Origin of the sequence: Streptomyces sp. NPDC056503, assembly GCF_042794995.1 — a bacterium.
Taxonomy (GTDB): domain Bacteria; phylum Actinomycetota; class Actinomycetes; order Streptomycetales; family Streptomycetaceae; genus Streptomyces.
In genome coordinates this window covers 1-15,659 of sequence record NZ_JBHTST010000033.1, presented here as the reverse complement: position 1 = coordinate 15,659, position 15,659 = coordinate 1, and the positions used below count along the sequence as shown (strand labels likewise).

The 15,659-nt window shown below is 71.4% G+C and carries 16 protein-coding genes; 10 read left to right on the top strand and 6 right to left on the bottom strand.

The window, feature by feature from the left end:
• Window positions 1-28 precede the first annotated feature (28 nt).
• Window positions 29-547: a SixA phosphatase family protein gene (locus ACFQ8C_RS12915; RefSeq protein WP_383455682.1), complete on the top strand. Its 519-nt coding sequence runs from the start codon at window positions 29-31 to the stop codon at window positions 545-547.
• An 81-nt stretch (window positions 548-628) separates the two neighbouring features.
• On the opposite strand, the gene serB is transcribed toward ACFQ8C_RS12915, so the two are convergent.
• The gene (serB, locus tag ACFQ8C_RS12910; protein WP_383455679.1) at window positions 629-1,867 is read right to left on the bottom strand and encodes a phosphoserine phosphatase SerB; all 1,239 of its coding nucleotides are present in this window, start codon (window positions 1,865-1,867) and stop codon (window positions 629-631) included.
• 218 nt (window positions 1,868-2,085) lie between these two features.
• Here serB and ACFQ8C_RS12905 point away from each other — a divergent pair, with 218 nt between their 5' ends.
• Window positions 2,086-4,653, top strand: a complete 2,568-nt coding sequence (locus ACFQ8C_RS12905) for an FHA domain-containing protein (RefSeq protein WP_383455676.1) — start codon at window positions 2,086-2,088, stop codon at window positions 4,651-4,653.
• A gap of 71 nt (window positions 4,654-4,724) precedes the next feature.
• Here ACFQ8C_RS12905 and ACFQ8C_RS12900 read toward each other — a convergent pair whose 3' ends face one another.
• Entirely contained in the window at window positions 4,725-5,507 is a 783-nt protein-coding gene (locus ACFQ8C_RS12900; RefSeq protein ID WP_383455673.1) for a transglycosylase SLT domain-containing protein, read from the bottom strand.
• Window positions 5,508-6,082: 575 nt separating this feature from the next.
• Between ACFQ8C_RS12900 and ACFQ8C_RS12895 the strand changes: the two genes are divergently transcribed.
• From ACFQ8C_RS12895 to ACFQ8C_RS12885, 3 genes are all read left to right on the top strand, one after another.
• Window positions 6,083-7,228 (top strand): GAF domain-containing sensor histidine kinase, encoded by a 1,146-nt coding sequence (locus ACFQ8C_RS12895; protein ID WP_383455670.1) that lies wholly within the window; start codon window positions 6,083-6,085, stop codon window positions 7,226-7,228.
• A complete protein-coding gene (locus ACFQ8C_RS12890; protein ID WP_383455667.1) occupies window positions 7,221-7,865 on the top strand; it encodes a response regulator in 645 nt (214 codons plus the stop codon). Before ACFQ8C_RS12895 ends, ACFQ8C_RS12890 begins: the two co-directional genes overlap by 8 nt.
• A 154-nt stretch (window positions 7,866-8,019) precedes the next feature.
• A complete protein-coding gene (locus ACFQ8C_RS12885) occupies window positions 8,020-8,262 on the top strand; it encodes a chaplin (RefSeq protein ID WP_043219578.1) in 243 nt (80 codons plus the stop codon).
• Between the two features lie 119 nt (window positions 8,263-8,381).
• Here ACFQ8C_RS12885 and ACFQ8C_RS12880 read toward each other — a convergent pair whose 3' ends face one another.
• Entirely contained in the window at window positions 8,382-9,173 is a 792-nt protein-coding gene (locus tag ACFQ8C_RS12880) for a hypothetical protein (protein ID WP_383455664.1), read from the bottom strand.
• A 144-nt stretch (window positions 9,174-9,317) separates the two neighbouring features.
• Between ACFQ8C_RS12880 and ACFQ8C_RS12875 the strand changes: the two genes are divergently transcribed.
• From ACFQ8C_RS12875 to ACFQ8C_RS12860, 4 genes are all read left to right on the top strand, one after another.
• Window positions 9,318-10,109 carry an ABC transporter ATP-binding protein gene (locus ACFQ8C_RS12875; protein ID WP_383455661.1) on the top strand — a complete coding sequence of 264 codons (792 nt, stop codon included), beginning with the start codon at window positions 9,318-9,320 and terminating at the stop codon, window positions 10,107-10,109.
• 114 nt (window positions 10,110-10,223) lie between these two features.
• Window positions 10,224-10,652: an NfeD family protein gene (locus ACFQ8C_RS12870; RefSeq protein ID WP_383455658.1), complete on the top strand. Its 429-nt coding sequence runs from the start codon at window positions 10,224-10,226 to the stop codon at window positions 10,650-10,652.
• A gap of 94 nt (window positions 10,653-10,746) precedes the next feature.
• Entirely contained in the window at window positions 10,747-11,682 is a 936-nt protein-coding gene (locus ACFQ8C_RS12865) for an SPFH domain-containing protein (RefSeq protein ID WP_383455655.1), read from the top strand.
• A 110-nt stretch (window positions 11,683-11,792) separates the two neighbouring features.
• Window positions 11,793-12,560, top strand: coding sequence for a sulfite exporter TauE/SafE family protein (locus ACFQ8C_RS12860; protein WP_383455653.1), 768 nt, complete (start codon window positions 11,793-11,795; stop codon window positions 12,558-12,560).
• A 58-nt stretch (window positions 12,561-12,618) separates the two neighbouring features.
• Here the strand turns inward: ACFQ8C_RS12860 and ACFQ8C_RS12855 are convergent, their stop codons facing one another.
• The 3 genes from ACFQ8C_RS12855 to ACFQ8C_RS12845 form a co-directional block, all read right to left on the bottom strand.
• Complete coding sequence (locus tag ACFQ8C_RS12855; RefSeq protein ID WP_383455650.1) at window positions 12,619-13,125, bottom strand: HNH endonuclease; 507 nt, start codon at window positions 13,123-13,125, stop codon at window positions 12,619-12,621.
• Between the two features lie 156 nt (window positions 13,126-13,281).
• Complete coding sequence (locus tag ACFQ8C_RS12850; RefSeq protein ID WP_383455647.1) at window positions 13,282-13,821, bottom strand: YbhB/YbcL family Raf kinase inhibitor-like protein; 540 nt, start codon at window positions 13,819-13,821, stop codon at window positions 13,282-13,284.
• Between the two features lie 24 nt (window positions 13,822-13,845).
• Window positions 13,846-14,628 (bottom strand): sporulation protein, encoded by a 783-nt coding sequence (locus ACFQ8C_RS12845; RefSeq protein ID WP_383455644.1) that lies wholly within the window; start codon window positions 14,626-14,628, stop codon window positions 13,846-13,848.
• An 87-nt stretch (window positions 14,629-14,715) separates the two neighbouring features.
• Here ACFQ8C_RS12845 and ACFQ8C_RS12840 point away from each other — a divergent pair, with 87 nt between their 5' ends.
• The gene (locus ACFQ8C_RS12840; RefSeq protein ID WP_383455641.1) at window positions 14,716-15,378 is read left to right on the top strand and encodes a DNA-3-methyladenine glycosylase; all 663 of its coding nucleotides are present in this window, start codon (window positions 14,716-14,718) and stop codon (window positions 15,376-15,378) included.
• The last annotated feature ends 281 nt before the right edge of the window (window positions 15,379-15,659 follow it).

Sequence of the window (15,659 nt, the reverse complement as noted above, 5' to 3'; positions counted from 1 at the left end):
CGGGCCGATCCGTGCCAAGCTGTGGACCATGAGCGTCGAGACAACCCGCAGGATCGTGCTGCTCCGGCACGCGAAGGCAGACTGGGGCCAGGAGACCGACCACGAGCGCCCGCTCGCCGAGCGCGGCCGCAAGGACGCCCCCGTGGCGGGCCGCCGGCTCGCCCAGTCCGGGATCCACTTCGACCTGGCCCTCTGTTCGACCGCGACGCGCACCCGTGAGACATGGAAGCTCGCCGTCCACGAACTGGCCGAGCGCCCCCGGACGGTCTACGAGGAGCGGATCTACGAGGCGTCCCCCGGCGAGCTCGTCGCCCTCCTCAACGAGGTCCCGGAGGACGTGGACGACGTCCTCGTCATCGGCCACAACCCCGGCATGCACGCCCTCGCCGAGGTCCTGGCCGGCGAGGCCGAAGGCACCACCCTCGCCCGGATGAACCGCACCGGCTACCCCACCGCCGCCTTCGCCGTCCTCACCTTCACCGGCACCTGGAAGTCCGTCGAGCCCGGCACCGGCCGCCTCGTCGACTTCTGGACGCCCCACGACTGACCCGCACGCGGACACGCGAAAGGGGCCCGGCCACCGCGCGAGCGGCCGGGCCCCTTCCCGTACGACACGGGCCGGCGCGCCTCAGTGGAGCAGCTCCTCGCCGCCGTCCGCCGCCTCGACCTCCTCGCGGGTGATCCCGAGCAGGTACAGCACGGTGTCGAGGAACGGCACGTTCACCGCCGTGTGCGCCGCCTCGCGGACCACCGGCTTGGCGTTGAACGCCACCCCGAGCCCCGCCGCGTTCAGCATGTCCAGGTCGTTGGCTCCGTCGCCGATCGCCACCGTCTGCGCCAGCGGCACCCCGGCCTCCGCCGCGAACCGGCGCAGCAGCCGCGCCTTGCCCGCCCGGTCCACGATCTCGCCCGTCACCCGGCCGGTCAGCTTCCCGTCGACGATCTCCAGGGTGTTGGCCTGGGCGAAGTCCAGCCCCAGCCGCTCCTTCAGATCGTCGGTGACCTGCGTGAAGCCGCCCGAGACCACGCCGACCTGGAAACCGAGCCGCTTCAGGGTGCGGATCAGGGTCCGCGCCCCCGGCGTGAGCCGCACCTCGGCCCGCACCTTGTCCACCACCGACGCGTCCAGGCCCTCCAGCAGCGCCACGCGCGCGTGCAGCGACTGCTCGAAGTCCAGCTCGCCGCGCATCGCCGCCGCCGTCACCTCGGCGACCTTCTCCTCGCACCCCGCGTGCGCCGCGAAGAGCTCGATGACCTCGTCCTGGATCAGCGTCGAGTCCACGTCCATGACGACCAGCCGCTGCGCCCGCCGGTGCAGCCCGGCGGAGACCACGGCCACGTCCACGCCGATGGTGTGCGCCTCGGTGGCCAGCGCCGTCCGCAGCACCTCCGTCGCGCACCCCGAGACCGCGAACTCGACCGCCGTCACCGGGTACTTCGCCAGCCGGAAGATACGGTCGATGTTGCCGCCCGACCCGGCGATCCTGGCCGCTATGGCCGCCGTCTGCTCGGCCGTCAGCGGGTGCCCGAGCACCGTCACGTGCGAGCGGCCCTCGCCGCGTGGCCGGTTGTCGCCGGTGCCCGAGATGATCTCGGCCTGGAGCTTCAGCGACTCGGCCCAGCTGTGCACGGTGGCGCGCAGCTCGCCCTGGGAGGCGACGGTCGGCTCGGTGACCAGCGCGCACAGCACGAGCCGGCCGCGCGACACGACCTGCTCGATGTCGACGACGTCCACGGAGAAGGCGGCCAGGGTGTCGAACAGGCCGGCGGTGATCCCGGGCCGGTCCTTCCCGAAGATCTTGACGAGAAGCGTGGGAACGTCCGCGGGGTGAACGGCGGGAACGTCCGGTGTCTGCGATGCGCTCATGGTGCTCCCACCGTATCGGGCACCCGGTGCCACCCGGCGTCCCGTCCCGCGTTCCGGACACCCACCCGGCCGAACGCCGCGCCGGAGACGCCCGGCGGCCCTTCCCCGGGTCTTCACGCCGCCCGACTTTCGGATCCGGGACCCGGCCTGAAATAGTTCCCCAGGATGATTCGCCATCCCTAGGGCCCCCGTGTCGGGGGCGCATCGGGGGACACACAGTGGGGCATGGAGTGCCAGAACTCGTACTCGAACTCAACGGCAGGACCTGGACGCTGGAGCCGTCCCGGTCGTACACCCTGGGGCGCGACCCCCAAGGGGACCTTGCCATCGACGACGCCCGGGTCTCGTGGCGGCACGCCACGATCAGCTGGAACGGCCGGAGCTGGGCCATCGAGGACCACGGCTCCACCAACGGCACCTTCGTCGCCGGGCAGCGGATCCAGCAGCTGGAGATCGGCCCCGGGACCGCCGTCCACCTCGGCAACCCGACGGACGGCCCGCGCCTGAACCTCGCCGCCGGGCAGGCCGCGCACGCCGGCCGGCCGGCCCACGCCCACCAGGGCGGAGCCCCCGCCCAGCCCGTCCAGCCGCCCGTCGGGCAGCAGGCCGAGTGGGCCACCCACGACGCCGCGCCGCCGCAGCAGGGCGGCTGGCAGCAGCCCACCCCGCAGCACGGCGGCTACGTCCCGCCGCAGGTGCCCCACCAGGGGGGCGGTCCGGTCGAGCAGCTGGCCCAGAAGACCAGCGGCGCCGCGGGGGCGTCGTCGGCCTACTCCGACCGCAGCCCGACCACCTTCCACCAGCTCGCCCTCGGCCACGTGATGCGCATCGGCCGTGCGCTCGAGAACGAACTGGTCGTCTCCGACCTCCAGGTCTCACGCCACCACGCCGAGTTCCACGCCACGCCCGACGGTCGCATGGAGATCCGCGACCTCGGCTCGCACAACGGCACCTACGTCAACGGTCAGCCGATCCCCAAGGGCGGCACCGCCCTCCTCGGCCCGCAGGACATCGTCGGCGTCGGCCACTCCACCTTCCGGATCGTCGGCGGCCAGCTGGAAGAGTTCGTCGACACCGGCTCGGTCTCCTTCTCGGCCCGCCACCTCACCGTCACCGTCGACGGCGGCAAGCAGATCCTCAAGGACGTCTCCTTCGGCGTCCCCGAGAAGTCGCTCATCGGCGTCATCGGCCCCTCCGGCTCCGGCAAGTCGACCCTCCTCAAGGCGCTCACCGGCTACCGGCCCGCCAACGAGGGCGACGTCCTCTACGACAACCGAAGCCTCTACAAGCAGTTCGCCGAGCTGCGCCAGCGCATCGGTCTGGTCCCGCAGGACGACATCCTGCACAAGGAGCTGACCGTCCAGAAGGCGCTCCGGTACGCCGCCAAGCTCCGCTTCCCCGGCGACACCGCGACCGCCGAGCGCGAGGCCCGCATCGACGAGGTGCTGCGCGAGCTCAAGCTCGACATCCACAAGGAGAAGAAGGTCACCTCCCTCTCCGGTGGCCAGCGCAAGCGCGTCTCCGTCGCCCTGGAGCTGCTGACCAAGCCCTCGCTGATCTTCCTGGACGAGCCGACCTCCGGTCTCGACCCGGGCATGGACCGCGACGTCATGCAGCTGCTCCGCGGCCTCGCCGACGACGGCCGCACCGTCCTCGTCGTCACCCACTCGGTGGCCGAGCTGGCCCTCTGCGACAAGCTCCTGGTGATGGCGCCCGGCGGCTCCGTGGCGTACTTCGGCCCGCCGGACGAGGCGCTGAACTTCTTCGGCTACTCCTCCTGGGCCGACGTCTTCTCCGCCTTCGAGAACTACCGCGACTACGACTGGGCCGGCCGCTGGAAGGGCTCGCAGCACTACCAGCTGTACGCCGCCGACATCGACGCCGTCGCCGCCCAGCCGGTCCACATGCCGCAGCAGGCGATGTCCCGCCCGCCGAAGCCGCAGGGCTGGGGCTCCCAGCTGTGGACCCTGATCCGCCGCTACACCTCGGTGATCGTCTCCGACAAGGGCTTCCTCGCCCTCATGGTGATCCTCCCGGCGGTCATCGGCTCGGTCTCGGTCGTCATCCCCGCCGACTTCGGCCTCGCGCCGCCCACACCGCCGTCCCGGTTCAACGGCGACGCCGGCATCATCATGCTGATCCTCACGGTCGGCATGTGCTTCTCCGGCGCGGCCAACTCCGTCCGAGAACTGATCAAGGAACGGGTCATCTACGAACGGGAGCGCGCCACCGGCCTCTCCCGCTCGGCCTACCTGATGTCCAAGGTGATCGTCCTCGGCGTCATCACGGCCTTCCAGGGCGTCATCCTCTGCGTCATCGGCTTCGCCATCCGCGACCTGCCCGCCGAGGGCCTGCTCATGCCGCCGGCCGTCGAGCTCTGCCTGACCGTCATCGCGCTCGGCCTCACCTCGATGATGGTCGGCCTGGTCATCTCCGCCCTGGTGAAGACCGCCGAGAAGACCATGCCGCTGCTCGTCATGTTCGCGATCGTCCAGGTCGTCTTCACCGGCATCCTCTTCAAGGTCTTCGGCTCGCCCGGCCTGGAGCAGTTCGCCTGGCTGATGCCCTCCCGCTGGGCCATCGCCGGCGCCGGCACCACTCTCGACCTCGCCCACCTGATGGCGCCGTGGGACCCGAAGAACCCCACCGACCTGGACCCGCTGTGGGAGCACAGCGTCGGCCAGTGGAGCTTCAACATCGGTGTGCTGCTCTTCATGACCGTCGTCCTCGGCATCGCGGTCGCCCGCCTGCTGCGCCGCCACGAGCCCGAGGTCATGCGCAAGTAACGGCCCCGGAGGACCACGCCGGGAGGGCGGCACCCGCACGGGGTGCCGCCCTCCTGTCGTCGCCGGGCGACTCAGTAAGCGCTGTTGACGTTGTCGATCGAGCCGTAACGGTCGGCCGCGTAGTTGGCGGCGGCGACGATGTTGGCGACCGGGTCGTACTGGTCGAACTTGGTGCCCGCCACGTGGTACGCCTTGAAGGTCGGGTAGATCACCTGGAGCAGGCCCTTGGACGGGACGCCGTTGATGGCGTTGATGTCCCAGTTGTTGATCGCGTACGGGTTGCCGCTGGACTCGCGCATGATGTTCTTGTGCAGCCCGTGGTACGAACCCGGGATGTCGTGCTTGTCCATGATGTAGAGCGCCTCGCGGATCCAGCCGTCGAGGTTGTTCGCGAAGACCGGCGTCCGGGCGACGGAGCGGCTCGCGGCCGTCTTCGTCGCGGCGCGCTTCTTCGCGTCGGCCTTGGCCTTCGCCGCGGCCTTGGCCTCGGCGGCCCGCTTCTTCGCGGCGGCGTCGGCCTTCGCCTTGGCGGCGGCCTTGGCCTTCGCGGCCTTCGCCTTGGCGGCGGCGGTCGCCTTGGCCTTGGCCGCGGCCTCCTGCTTGGCCTGCAGGCCGATGGTGGACTGCTGGTCCGCCACGCTCGCGGCCAGCGCCTTGGCCTGCGGGCTGCTCGCGTCATAGGACCACGCCACCTGCTGGCTGCTGTTCAGCGCCTGCGGCTCGGTCTCCGTGGAGCCGTTGCCCGGCACGAGGGAGAGGGTGAGCGCGGCAGCGCCCAGGGCGGCGACGCCGGCGATCGTGGCCTTGTGGGTCTTCTTCAGACCACGACTGTGGCCAGGGGTGTTCTGAGACATGCAGGACTACCTCTTCGAATCGCTGGGGGTCGCTGGGCCGGGGCGGCGCTGCGCCTGCTCGGCGGCGACGGGGGCAATTCTTAGCGGCAGCAAAATCGCGTGGCAAAGGTGTGACGTACGATCCCGGGTAGTGGATCAGGGGCCGGTGCACACGCCCGAGAAACGGCTTCAAGCCCGTTTCGCCCCGCCCAAAAGGGACCTCTCGCCCTCCACTAGGAAGCTTCGTAAGTGACCTGCGTCCTATGCGCGGGCTCACATGGGCCCCGTAACAAACTCACCGGACGTTGCGTGAGCAATGCGCAGGGTGACCCTCCTCCACCCAGAGGACGAGAACCCCCGCCCCCGCCCTCCCTCCCCGGTGGTACGCGCTCCGCGGGACCCGCCCCCTCGCGCACGCGCGCGTGCCCTCTTATCCGCCCGCCCCCGGCCCCCGTCCCCGCCGGACGCGCCCGGGGTCCCGGCCCGCGTCCCCTCCACCGCGCGCCCGAGGGTCCTTCGACCTAGGTCCCGCGACCCGCGCCACGGCCGTCCACAGCCCCATACGGACCGTCACGCCCCGCCGGTACCGTGAAGCCATGAGTCACCGACCGAGCTCCGGCCTCGCCGCCGTGAGCACCGCGCTCCTGGCGATGAGCCGGCAGATGGAGGTCCGCGACGTCCTCAAGACGATCGTGGTCTCCGCCCGCGAGCTGCTCGACGCCGAGTACGCGGCACTGGGCGTCCCCGACGACCACGGCGGCTTCGCCCAGTTCGTCGTCGACGGCGTCACCGAGGAGCAGTGGAAGGCCATCGGCCCGCTGCCCCGCCAGCACGGCGTCCTGGCGGCGATGCTCCACAAGGCCGAGCCCGAGCGCCTCGCCGACGTCCGCGAGGACCCCCGGTTCGGCGGCTGGCCCGACGCCCACCCCGAGCTCTCCGACTTCCTCGGCCTCCCCGTCCGGGACGGCGACGAGACCCTGGGCGCCCTCTTCCTCGCCAACAAGCGCTGCTCCAAGCCCGAGGGCGGCTGCGGCTTCACCGCGCAGGACGAGGAACTGCTCGGCATCCTCGCCCAGCACGCCGCCATCGCCCTCACCAACGCCCGGCTGTACGAGCGCAGCCGCGAGCTGACCATCGCCGAGGAGCGCTCCCGGCTCGCCCACGAGCTGCACGACGCCGTCAGCCAGAAGCTCTTCTCGCTCCGGCTCACCGCCCAGGCCGCCGCCGCCCTCGTCGACCGCGACCCCGCCCGCGCCAAGGGCGAGCTCCAGCAGGTCGCCGTCCTCGCCGCCGAGGCCGCCGACGAGCTGCGCGCCGCCGTCGTGGAGCTCCGCCCCGCGGCCCTGGACGAGGACGGCCTGGTGCACACGCTGCGGACCCAGGTCCAGGTCCTCGACCGCGCCCACTCCGCCACGGTCGTCTTCGACAGCCCCGGCATCCGCGCCCTGCCCGCCGCCCAGGAGGAAGCCGTCCTCCGGGTCGCCCAGGAAGCCCTGCACAACGCGCTGCGGCACGCCGACGCCGGCCGTGTCACCGTCACCCTGGTGCGCGACGGCCAGGGCGCCCGCCTCACGGTCACCGACGACGGCCGCGGCTTCGACCCGATGACGGTCCGCCGCGCCGGCCGCCACCTCGGCCTGGTGTCCATGCGCGACCGCGCCGCCGGAGTCGGCGGCGCCCTCACCGTGACCTCCGCCCCCGGCGAGGGCACCACGATCGAGATGGAGGTCCCCGGTGGCTGACAAGCCCATCCGCGTGCTCCTGGTCGACGACCACCAGGTCGTCCGCCGCGGCCTGCGCACCTTCCTGGAGGTCCAGGACGACATAGAGGTCGTCGGGGAGGCGGGGGACGGCGCCGAGGGCGTCGCCCGCGCCGAGGAGCTGCGGCCCGACGTCGTCCTCATGGACATCAAGATGCCGGGCACCGACGGCATCGAGGCGCTCAAGCGGCTGCGCGCCCTCGCCAACCCGGCGAAGGTCCTCATCGTCACCAGCTTCACCGAGCAGCGCACCGCCGTCCCCGCGCTCCGCGCGGGCGCCTCCGGATACGTCTACAAGGACATCGACCCCGACGCCCTCGCCGGCGCCATCCGCTCCGTCCACGCCGGCCACGTCCTGCTCCAGCCCGAGGTGGCCGGCGCCCTCCTCGCCCAGGACGACCCCCAGGGCGGTACGGGACGGGGCACCACCCTCACCGAGCGCGAGCGGGAGGTCCTCGGCCTGATCGCCGACGGCCGCTCCAACCGGGAGATCGCCCGTGCCCTCGTCCTCTCCGAGAAGACGGTGAAGACCCACGTCTCGAACATCCTCATGAAGCTCGACCTCGCCGACCGCACCCAGGCGGCGCTCTGGGCGGTCCGCCACGGCCTCACCACCTGAAACGCTCCTGTTACGCGCCGGGGCGCACGCCCGTTCAGAACGTCATTCCGTCGGGTGCACATCCCCCATTCGGCGCAACCCGACGGGGCCGGCGGCGTTCTCCATGGCGTGCTGCGGCGGACCGGCCGCAGCGATGACCAGGAGGAAGTACCAAGTGAAGAACCTCAAGAAGGCCGCTGCCCTCACCATGGTCGCCGGTGGCATCGTCGCCGCCGGTGCCGGTGTCGCCTCCGCCCACGGCGCCGAGGCCGACGGCAAGGCCCTCAACTCCCCGGGCGTCGCCTCCGGCAACCTGGTGCAGGTCCCGGTCCACGTCCCCGTGAACGTCTCCGGCAACACGGTCAACGTGATCGGCCTGCTCAACCCGGCCTTCGGCAACCACGCCCTCAACGGCTGACCGAGCCCCCACGGCCCCCGGAACCTCCCTCCGGGGGCCGTCCCCTTTTCCTCTTTCCCCTCTTCCCCCACGCCCCCGCGCCGGGACCCCGCCCGTACGCCGCCCGCCGACCGGGCAGGTCAGTGGCCCCGCTCCCGCTCCCGTTCCTCCACCCACGCGTTGTACGCCGCGACCTGCGCCCGCCGGGCGACCCGCTCCACCGGCGCCAGCGCGGCGCCCCGCGCCGCCATCTCGGACGCGCTCACCGCGCCCCCGTGGCCGTCGCCGTACGCCAGGCCCACCATCAGGCCGACCCGCTGGGCCAGCTCCAGGACCCGTACCGCCCGGGGCGGGTAACCGGGGGCCAGGACCTCGCGGCCCGCCTCCGCCCGCGCCCGGTACGCCTCGCGCGCCGCCTCCGCCGCGGGGCCCGACGCCGCCACGTCCAGCCGGGTCAGCGCCGCCGTCGCGTCCCGCAGCGCCTCCGCCAGCTCGCGCTCCGCCTCGCTCAGCGAGGGCACGTCGGCCGGCGGCGCCTCCCGCACCGCCAGGCAGTGCCACACCACCTCCACGTGCACGTCCCCCCGGGGCCCCGCCTCCGAGACCTCCGGCACCAGCCCGTACGGCGCTCCGTGACCGACCACCGCCTCCTCCGCCTCCAACGCGCGCGCGTTGAAGTCCGGCGGACCGCTCAGCCCCAGCGGATGACCCGGCGCGGGCAGCGCCACCCGCCACCCGGTCACCCCCAGCCGCCGCAGCCGCCCGAGCGCCAGCGTCAGCCCCACCGGGGCCGCCTCGCCCGGCACCCCCGCCACGCGGTGCACCGCGTCCTCCCCGACAATCGCCAGCGCCGCGTCGTCCGGCGACACCGCCCCGGCCAGCAGGGCGTTGCCCCAGGCGGCCAGGCGTCCTGAACGTGGTTCCGAAAGCATCCCCCCAGAGTAAGGACCCGAACGACGCCCTAGGGACCGGCCCGCCCCGCCGATGACGTAGGTTTTCCCGTGGACGCCGCGCCCGCGGCCCAAGGCGACGACACGAGCCGACACGACTCGACGGCAAGGGGAGACAACGCGCTCATGAGCGATGTACTGGAGCTGGTGGACGTATCGGTGGTCCGCGACGGACGCGCTCTGGTGGACGAGGTCTCCTGGTCGGTCAAGGAAGGGGAGCGCTGGGTCATCCTCGGCCCGAACGGCGCTGGCAAGACCACCCTCCTCAACCTCGCCTCCAGCTACCTCTACCCCACCTCCGGCACCGCCACCATCCTCGGCGAGCGCCTCGGCGGCGTCGACGTCTTCGAACTGCGCCCCCGCATCGGCATGGCCGGCATCGCCATGGCGGAGAAGCTCCCCAAGCGCCAGACCGTCCTCCAGACCGTCCTCACCGCCGCGTACGGCATGACCGCCACCTGGCACGAGGACTACGACCCGGTCGACGAGGCCCGCGCCAAGGCCTTCCTCGACCGCCTCGGCATGACCGAGTACCTGGACCGCCGCTTCGGCACCCTCTCCGAGGGCGAGCGCAAGCGCACCCTGATCGCCCGCGCGATGATGACCGACCCCGAGCTCCTCCTCCTCGACGAGCCCGCCGCCGGCCTCGACCTCGGCGGCCGCGAGGACCTGGTCCGCCGCCTCGGGCGCCTCGCCCGCGACCCGTACGCCCCCTCCATGATCATGGTCACGCACCACGTCGAGGAGATCGCCCCCGGCTTCACCCACGTCCTGATGATCCGTCAGGGCAAGGTGCTCGCCGCCGGACCCATGGAGACCGAGCTCAACTCCCGCAACCTCTCCCGCTGTTTCGGCCTCCCGCTCGTCGTCGAACGCGTCGGCGACCGCTGGACCGCCCAGGGCCTGCCCCTCAAGTAGCCCCGTCCGACAGGGCCGTGAACCGCCGTGACCCGCACAGCCACGGCACCGGCACCGCACCGGTACCGCACCGCGCCCTGTCCGATCCGGCCCCACCCGCCCTACCATGACCGTGTGGACATCGACGCATGGATCTGGTGGCTGATCGGCGCGGTGGGGCTCGGCATTCCCCTGGTCCTCACCGCCATGCCGGAGTTCGGCATGTTCGCCGTCGGCGCCGTCGCCGGCGCGGTCACCGCCGCCCTCGGCTTCGGCATCGTCGCGCAGGTGATCGTCTTCGTGGTGGTCTCCGTCGCGCTCGTCGCCGTCGTACGCCCGATCGCGGCCCGCCACCGCGCAGGCACCCCCGCCCTCGCCACCGGCATCGACGCCCTGAAGGGCCGTCAGGCCCGCGTCGTGGAACGGGTCGACGCCGAGGGCGGCCGCATCAAACTCGCCGGCGAGATCTGGTCGGCCCGCTCCCTCGACGCCACCCGCGTCTTCGAGCCGGGCGACGAGGTCGACGTGGTCGAGATCGAGGGCGCCACCGCCGTCGTCATCTGACCGAAGCCCGCCCCTGACGCCCCGGCGGCATGGGAAACTCGATCATCGGAAGAAACCCGGCAGACAACCGGCAGCGAAGGGCACGGGGAACACGATGTCAGCAGTCATCATCGTCCTGATCATTCTGGTGGTGCTCGTCTTCATCGCCCTGATCAAGACGATCCAGGTCATCCCGCAGGCCAGCGCCGCGATCGTGGAGCGCTTCGGCCGCTACACCCGCACCCTCAACGCCGGCCTCAACATCGTCGTCCCGTTCATCGACACGATCCGCAACCGCATCGACCTCCGCGAACAGGTCGTCCCCTTCCCGCCCCAGCCGGTGATCACCCAGGACAACCTGGTCGTCAACATCGACACCGTCATCTACTACCAGGTGACCGACGCGCGGGCCGCGACCTACGAGGTCGCCAGCTACATCCAGGCCATCGAGCAGCTCACCGTCACCACCCTCCGCAACATCATCGGCGGCATGGACCTGGAGCGGACCCTCACCTCCCGCGAGGACATCAACGCCGCCCTCCGCGGCGTCCTCGACGAGGCCACCGGCAAGTGGGGCATCCGCGTCAACCGCGTCGAGCTCAAGGCCATCGAGCCCCCGACCTCCATCCAGGACTCGATGGAGAAGCAGATGCGCGCGGACCGCGACAAGCGCGCCGCCATCCTCCAGGCCGAGGGCGTCCGCCAGTCCGAGATCCTCCGCGCCGAGGGCGAGAAGCAGTCCGCCATCCTCCGCGCCGAGGGCGAGTCCAGGGCCGCGGCCCTCAAGGCGGAGGGCGAGGCCCAGGCCGTCCGCACCGTCTTCGAGGCCATCCACGCCGGCGACCCGGACCAGAAGCTCCTCTCGTACCAGTACCTCCAGATGCTCCCGAAGATCGCCGAGGGCGACGCCAACAAGCTCTGGATCGTGCCCAGCGAGATCGGCGACGCCCTCAAGGGCCTCTCCGGCGCCCTCGGCAACATGAACCCGGGAACCCCGCCCCTCACCAAGGACGTCCCGGCCGCCAGGCGAGAAGAACCCACCGTCGACTGAACTGATTGCTGACACGTACACGTAACTCCGGGCATGATCGGTGCGAGCCCCTCGACCCTTGCCGCACGCAGGGCGGGGAGGCGAGCCACTGACCATGTGAGGAAACGGCCTTGTCCATCTGGGAAGCCCTGGCGGTCTTCGCCGCGGGTATCGGCGCCGGCGCCATCAACACCATCGTCGGATCGGGGACGCTCATCACGTTCCCCGTCCTCCTCGCGACCGGACTCCCCCCGATCACCGCGAACGTCTCCAACGCCCTCGGCCTCGTGCCCGGCTCCATCAGCGGGGCCATCGGCTACCGCCGCGAACTCAAGGGCCAGACCCGCCGGGTGCTCCGCCTCGGCTCCGCCGCCCTCGTCGGCGGCCTGATCGGCGCCGTCCTGCTGCTCGCCCTGCCCTCCGAGGCCTTCGACGCGATCGTCCCCGTCCTCATCGGACTGGCCCTCGTCCTCGTCCTCCTCCAGCCCCGCATCGCCGCCGCGGTCCAGCGCCGCCGCGAGCAGACCGGCAACGAGGCCCACCCCGACGGCGGCCCCGTCCTCCTCGTCGGCCTCACCCTCGCCAGCATGTACGGCGGCTACTTCGGCGCCGCCCAGGGAGTCCTCTACCTCTCCCTCATGGGCCTGCTCCTCGACGACGACCTCCAGAGGATCAACGCGGTCAAGAACATCCTCGGCGCCCTCGTCAACGGCGTCGCCGCCGTCTTCTTCCTCTTCGTCGCCGAGTTCGACTGGACCGCCGTCCTCCTCATCGCCGTCGGCTCCACCCTCGGCGGCCAGATCGGCGCCAAGGTCGGCCGCCGCCTCAAGCCCGCCGTGCTGCGCGGCGTCATCATCGCCGTCGGCGTCGTCGCCATCCTCCAGCTCACCCTGAAGTGACCCGGAGACGACGGAGGGCCCGCCCCGACGGGGGCGGGCCCTCTCACGTCCGTACGGATCAGGCGGCGGTACGCGTCAGCCAGTCCGGCAGCTCCGACCGCTCACCGGCCCGCATCGCCAGCAGCATCGCGTCCGCCGGCGTCGGCTCGAACGGCTCGAAGAGCAGCGGCATCCCCGCCTGCTCAGGCGTCCGGTCCGCCTTGCGGTGGTTGTCCTCCGCACAGGAAGCGACCGTATTGAGCCAACTGTCCCCACCACCCTGCGCCCGCGGCACCACGTGGTCCACGGTCGTCGCGCGCCTCCCGCAGTACGCGCACCGGTGCTGGTCCCTGACCAGCACCCCCCTCCTCGACCACGGGGCCTGTCTTCGGAACGGCACCCGGACGAACCGGCACAGCCTGATCACCCGGGGCACCGGAAGGTCGACGGCGGCGGCACGCACCCGCAGATCGGGATGGGACTGCTCCACGACGGCCTTGTCCTGAAGGACAAGCACCACCGCACGGTTGAGTGTGACCGTCGAAAGCGGCTCGAAGCTCGCGTTCAGTACCAGCGTGTCCCGCATTGTGCCCACCTCCCGTGTACCGGCCCACCCCCCTGGCGGGCTTGGATCAACGATGGCCGGGCCGGCCGGGGTCGGACAACGCAATTTCGTGCGCAACAAAAGATGCCCGCTTCTGATCTCTCCAAGACCAGAAGCGGGCAAACAACAAACGAACGATCAGCCTGCCGCGGGAGCCGCGTACTCACCGACCAGCTGGGCCCGGCCCAGCGTGTGGAAACGCAGGTTGAACCCGACGGCGGCCGGCGAGGTGTCGGCGTCCGGCCCCAGCTTCTCCTTGTCCACCGCGTACACCGTGAAGACGTAGCGGTGCGCCGGGTCCCCGGCCGGCGGGGCGGCCCCGCCGAAGTCCTTCGACCCGTAGTCGTTCCGCGCGTGCACGGCACCGGCCGGAAGCCCCTCGAAGGAGCCCGAACCCGCACCTGCGGGCAGCTCGGTGACCGACGCCGGGATGTCGAAGAGCACCCAGTGCCAGAACCCGCTGCCCGTCGGCGCGTCCGGATCGAAGCAGGTCACCGCGAAGCTCCCGGTCTCCGCCGGGAAGCCCTCCCAGCGCAGCTGCGGGGAGACGTTCCCCTCCGCGTACACCTGAGCGTCCTTCAGCACCCCGCCGGGCGCGACGTCGTCGCTCGCCACGGTGAACTCGGCCACCGGCGGATGGAAGGCGTGGGGGAGCGGAGCCCGCTGTCCCTGGTCCATGTCGAACCCTCCGTCCAGTCCGTACTAGAGCCAGTTGCGACGGCCGCCGACCTCGGCGAGCCACTGGTTGAGGTACGCGTTCCAGTCGGTGCCCCGGTAGTCGTCCAGACCCACCTTGAACGCCCGGAAGGAGTCGCTGCCCTCGGTGAACAGCCCCGGCTTCTTGTCCATCTCCAGGACGACGTCCATCTCGCGGTCGTCCGCGACGAAGCTGACCTCGACCTGGTTCAGGCCGCGGTACTGCTGCGGCGCGAAGAACTCGATCTCCTGGTAGAAGGGCAGCCGCTGGCGGGTCCCGCGGATGTGCCCGCGCTCCATGTCCGCGCTCTTGAAGCGGAAGCCCAGCTGGATGAAGGCGTCGAGGATCGCCTGCTGCGCCGGCAGGGGGTGCACGTTGATCGGGTCGAGGTCGCCCGAGTCCACCGCGCGCGCGATCTCCAGCTCGGTGGAGACCCCGATCTCCATGCCGTGCAGCCGCTGCCCGGCGATCGTGTTGACCGGCGTCTCCCAGGGGATCTCGAGACCGAACGGCACCACGTGCACCGCGCCGGCCTTCACCTCGAAGGCACCCCCGAGACGCACCTTCACGAATTCGACGTCCTGCTTGTGTTCCTGGTCGCCGCCCTCGACCTCCACACGCGCCTGGAGACCGACGGACAGCCCCTCGATCTGCTGGTCGACGCTGCCGCCCTGGATCCGGACCTCGCCCTGGACGACGCCGCCCGGGACCACGTTCTCCTCGGTGAGCACCGTCTCCACGGTCGCCCCACCGGCACCCAGGCTGGCCAGCAGCTTCTTGAATCCCATGGCACTCTCTCCTTCTCGTTCCTGTCCCCTACATACGCGCGACGACCGTAGCGGGTTCCATGGTTCTCCCCGTTACGCTCGGACGCCATGAGCGAGAGCCCCGACCGTACGCCGCTCCCGCGGAGCTTCTTCGAGCGCCCCGTCCTGGAAGTGGCCCCGGACCTCCTCGGCCGCACCCTCGTGCGGACGACCGACGAGGGACGCATGGAGCTGCGCCTCACCGAGGTGGAGGCGTACGCCGGCGCGATCGACCCCGGATCGCACGCCTTCCGCGGCCGCACCCCCCGCAACGCCGTGATGTTCGGCCCGCCCGGCCACGCGTACGTCTACTTCACCTACGGCATGTGGCACTGCCTGAACCTGGTGTGCGGCCCCGAGGGCGAGGCGAGCGGGGTACTGCTCCGAGCGGGCGAAATCCTGCGCGGCGCGGAACAGGCCCGCCCCCGTCGCCGCTCGGCCCGCAAGGACGCCGAACTGGCGAAGGGCCCGGCCCGCCTCGCCACCGCCCTGGACGTCCCCGGCTCTCTCAACGGCACGGACGTCTGCGCAGGTCACGACGCCCCTCTCGCGGTCCTCACCGGCACCCCACCGGACCCGTCCCTGATCCGTACGGGCCCGCGCACGGGCGTGGGCGGCGACGGCGCCCCGCATCCCTGGCGCTTCTGGATCGCCGAGGACCCCACGGTCAGCCCGTACCGCCCCCACACGCCCCGGAAGCGTCGACTTGACCCTGCCAGGACAGACGCGTAACGTGGCCCGAGCCGCTTGAGACGGTGGTGCTTTTTCAAGCGCCCCGAGAGCGGCCATCCACTTCACTGCGACGAATCCCTTCGGGGCTTGTTTCGGCATGCCGGAATTCGTTTCGAAAGGCTCGATTATGAGCCGCCCGGGAAATCGGCTAAAGTAGTGGACACGCCGGAAGGCCCCGAGGAATTAAAACTCAGGACCGGAAAGCACCGAGGAAATCGGATCGGAAAGATCTGATAGAGTCGGAAACGAAGGAAGCGCCCGGAGGGCCTGGAAACAGGAAC

What these genes read in the sequence shown, in the direction of transcription:
- ACFQ8C_RS12915 (WP_383455682.1), top strand. Translation starts at nt 29, where the DNA reads ATGAGCGTCGAGACAACCCGCAGGATCGTGCTGCTCCGGCACGCGAAG.
- serB (WP_383455679.1), bottom strand. Translation starts at nt 1,867, where the DNA reads ATGAGCGCATCGCAGACACCGGACGTTCCCGCCGTTCACCCCGCGGAC.
- ACFQ8C_RS12900 (WP_383455673.1), bottom strand. Translation starts at nt 5,507, where the DNA reads ATGTCTCAGAACACCCCTGGCCACAGTCGTGGTCTGAAGAAGACCCAC.
- ACFQ8C_RS12895 (WP_383455670.1), top strand. Translation starts at nt 6,083, where the DNA reads ATGAGTCACCGACCGAGCTCCGGCCTCGCCGCCGTGAGCACCGCGCTC.
- ACFQ8C_RS12880 (WP_383455664.1), bottom strand. Translation starts at nt 9,173, where the DNA reads ATGCTTTCGGAACCACGTTCAGGACGCCTGGCCGCCTGGGGCAACGCC.
- ACFQ8C_RS12875 (WP_383455661.1), top strand. Translation starts at nt 9,318, where the DNA reads ATGAGCGATGTACTGGAGCTGGTGGACGTATCGGTGGTCCGCGACGGA.
- ACFQ8C_RS12865 (WP_383455655.1), top strand. Translation starts at nt 10,747, where the DNA reads ATGTCAGCAGTCATCATCGTCCTGATCATTCTGGTGGTGCTCGTCTTC.
- ACFQ8C_RS12855 (WP_383455650.1), bottom strand. Translation starts at nt 13,125, where the DNA reads ATGCGGGACACGCTGGTACTGAACGCGAGCTTCGAGCCGCTTTCGACG.
- ACFQ8C_RS12850 (WP_383455647.1), bottom strand. Translation starts at nt 13,821, where the DNA reads ATGGACCAGGGACAGCGGGCTCCGCTCCCCCACGCCTTCCATCCGCCG.
- ACFQ8C_RS12845 (WP_383455644.1), bottom strand. Translation starts at nt 14,628, where the DNA reads ATGGGATTCAAGAAGCTGCTGGCCAGCCTGGGTGCCGGTGGGGCGACC.
- ACFQ8C_RS12840 (WP_383455641.1), top strand. Translation starts at nt 14,716, where the DNA reads ATGAGCGAGAGCCCCGACCGTACGCCGCTCCCGCGGAGCTTCTTCGAG.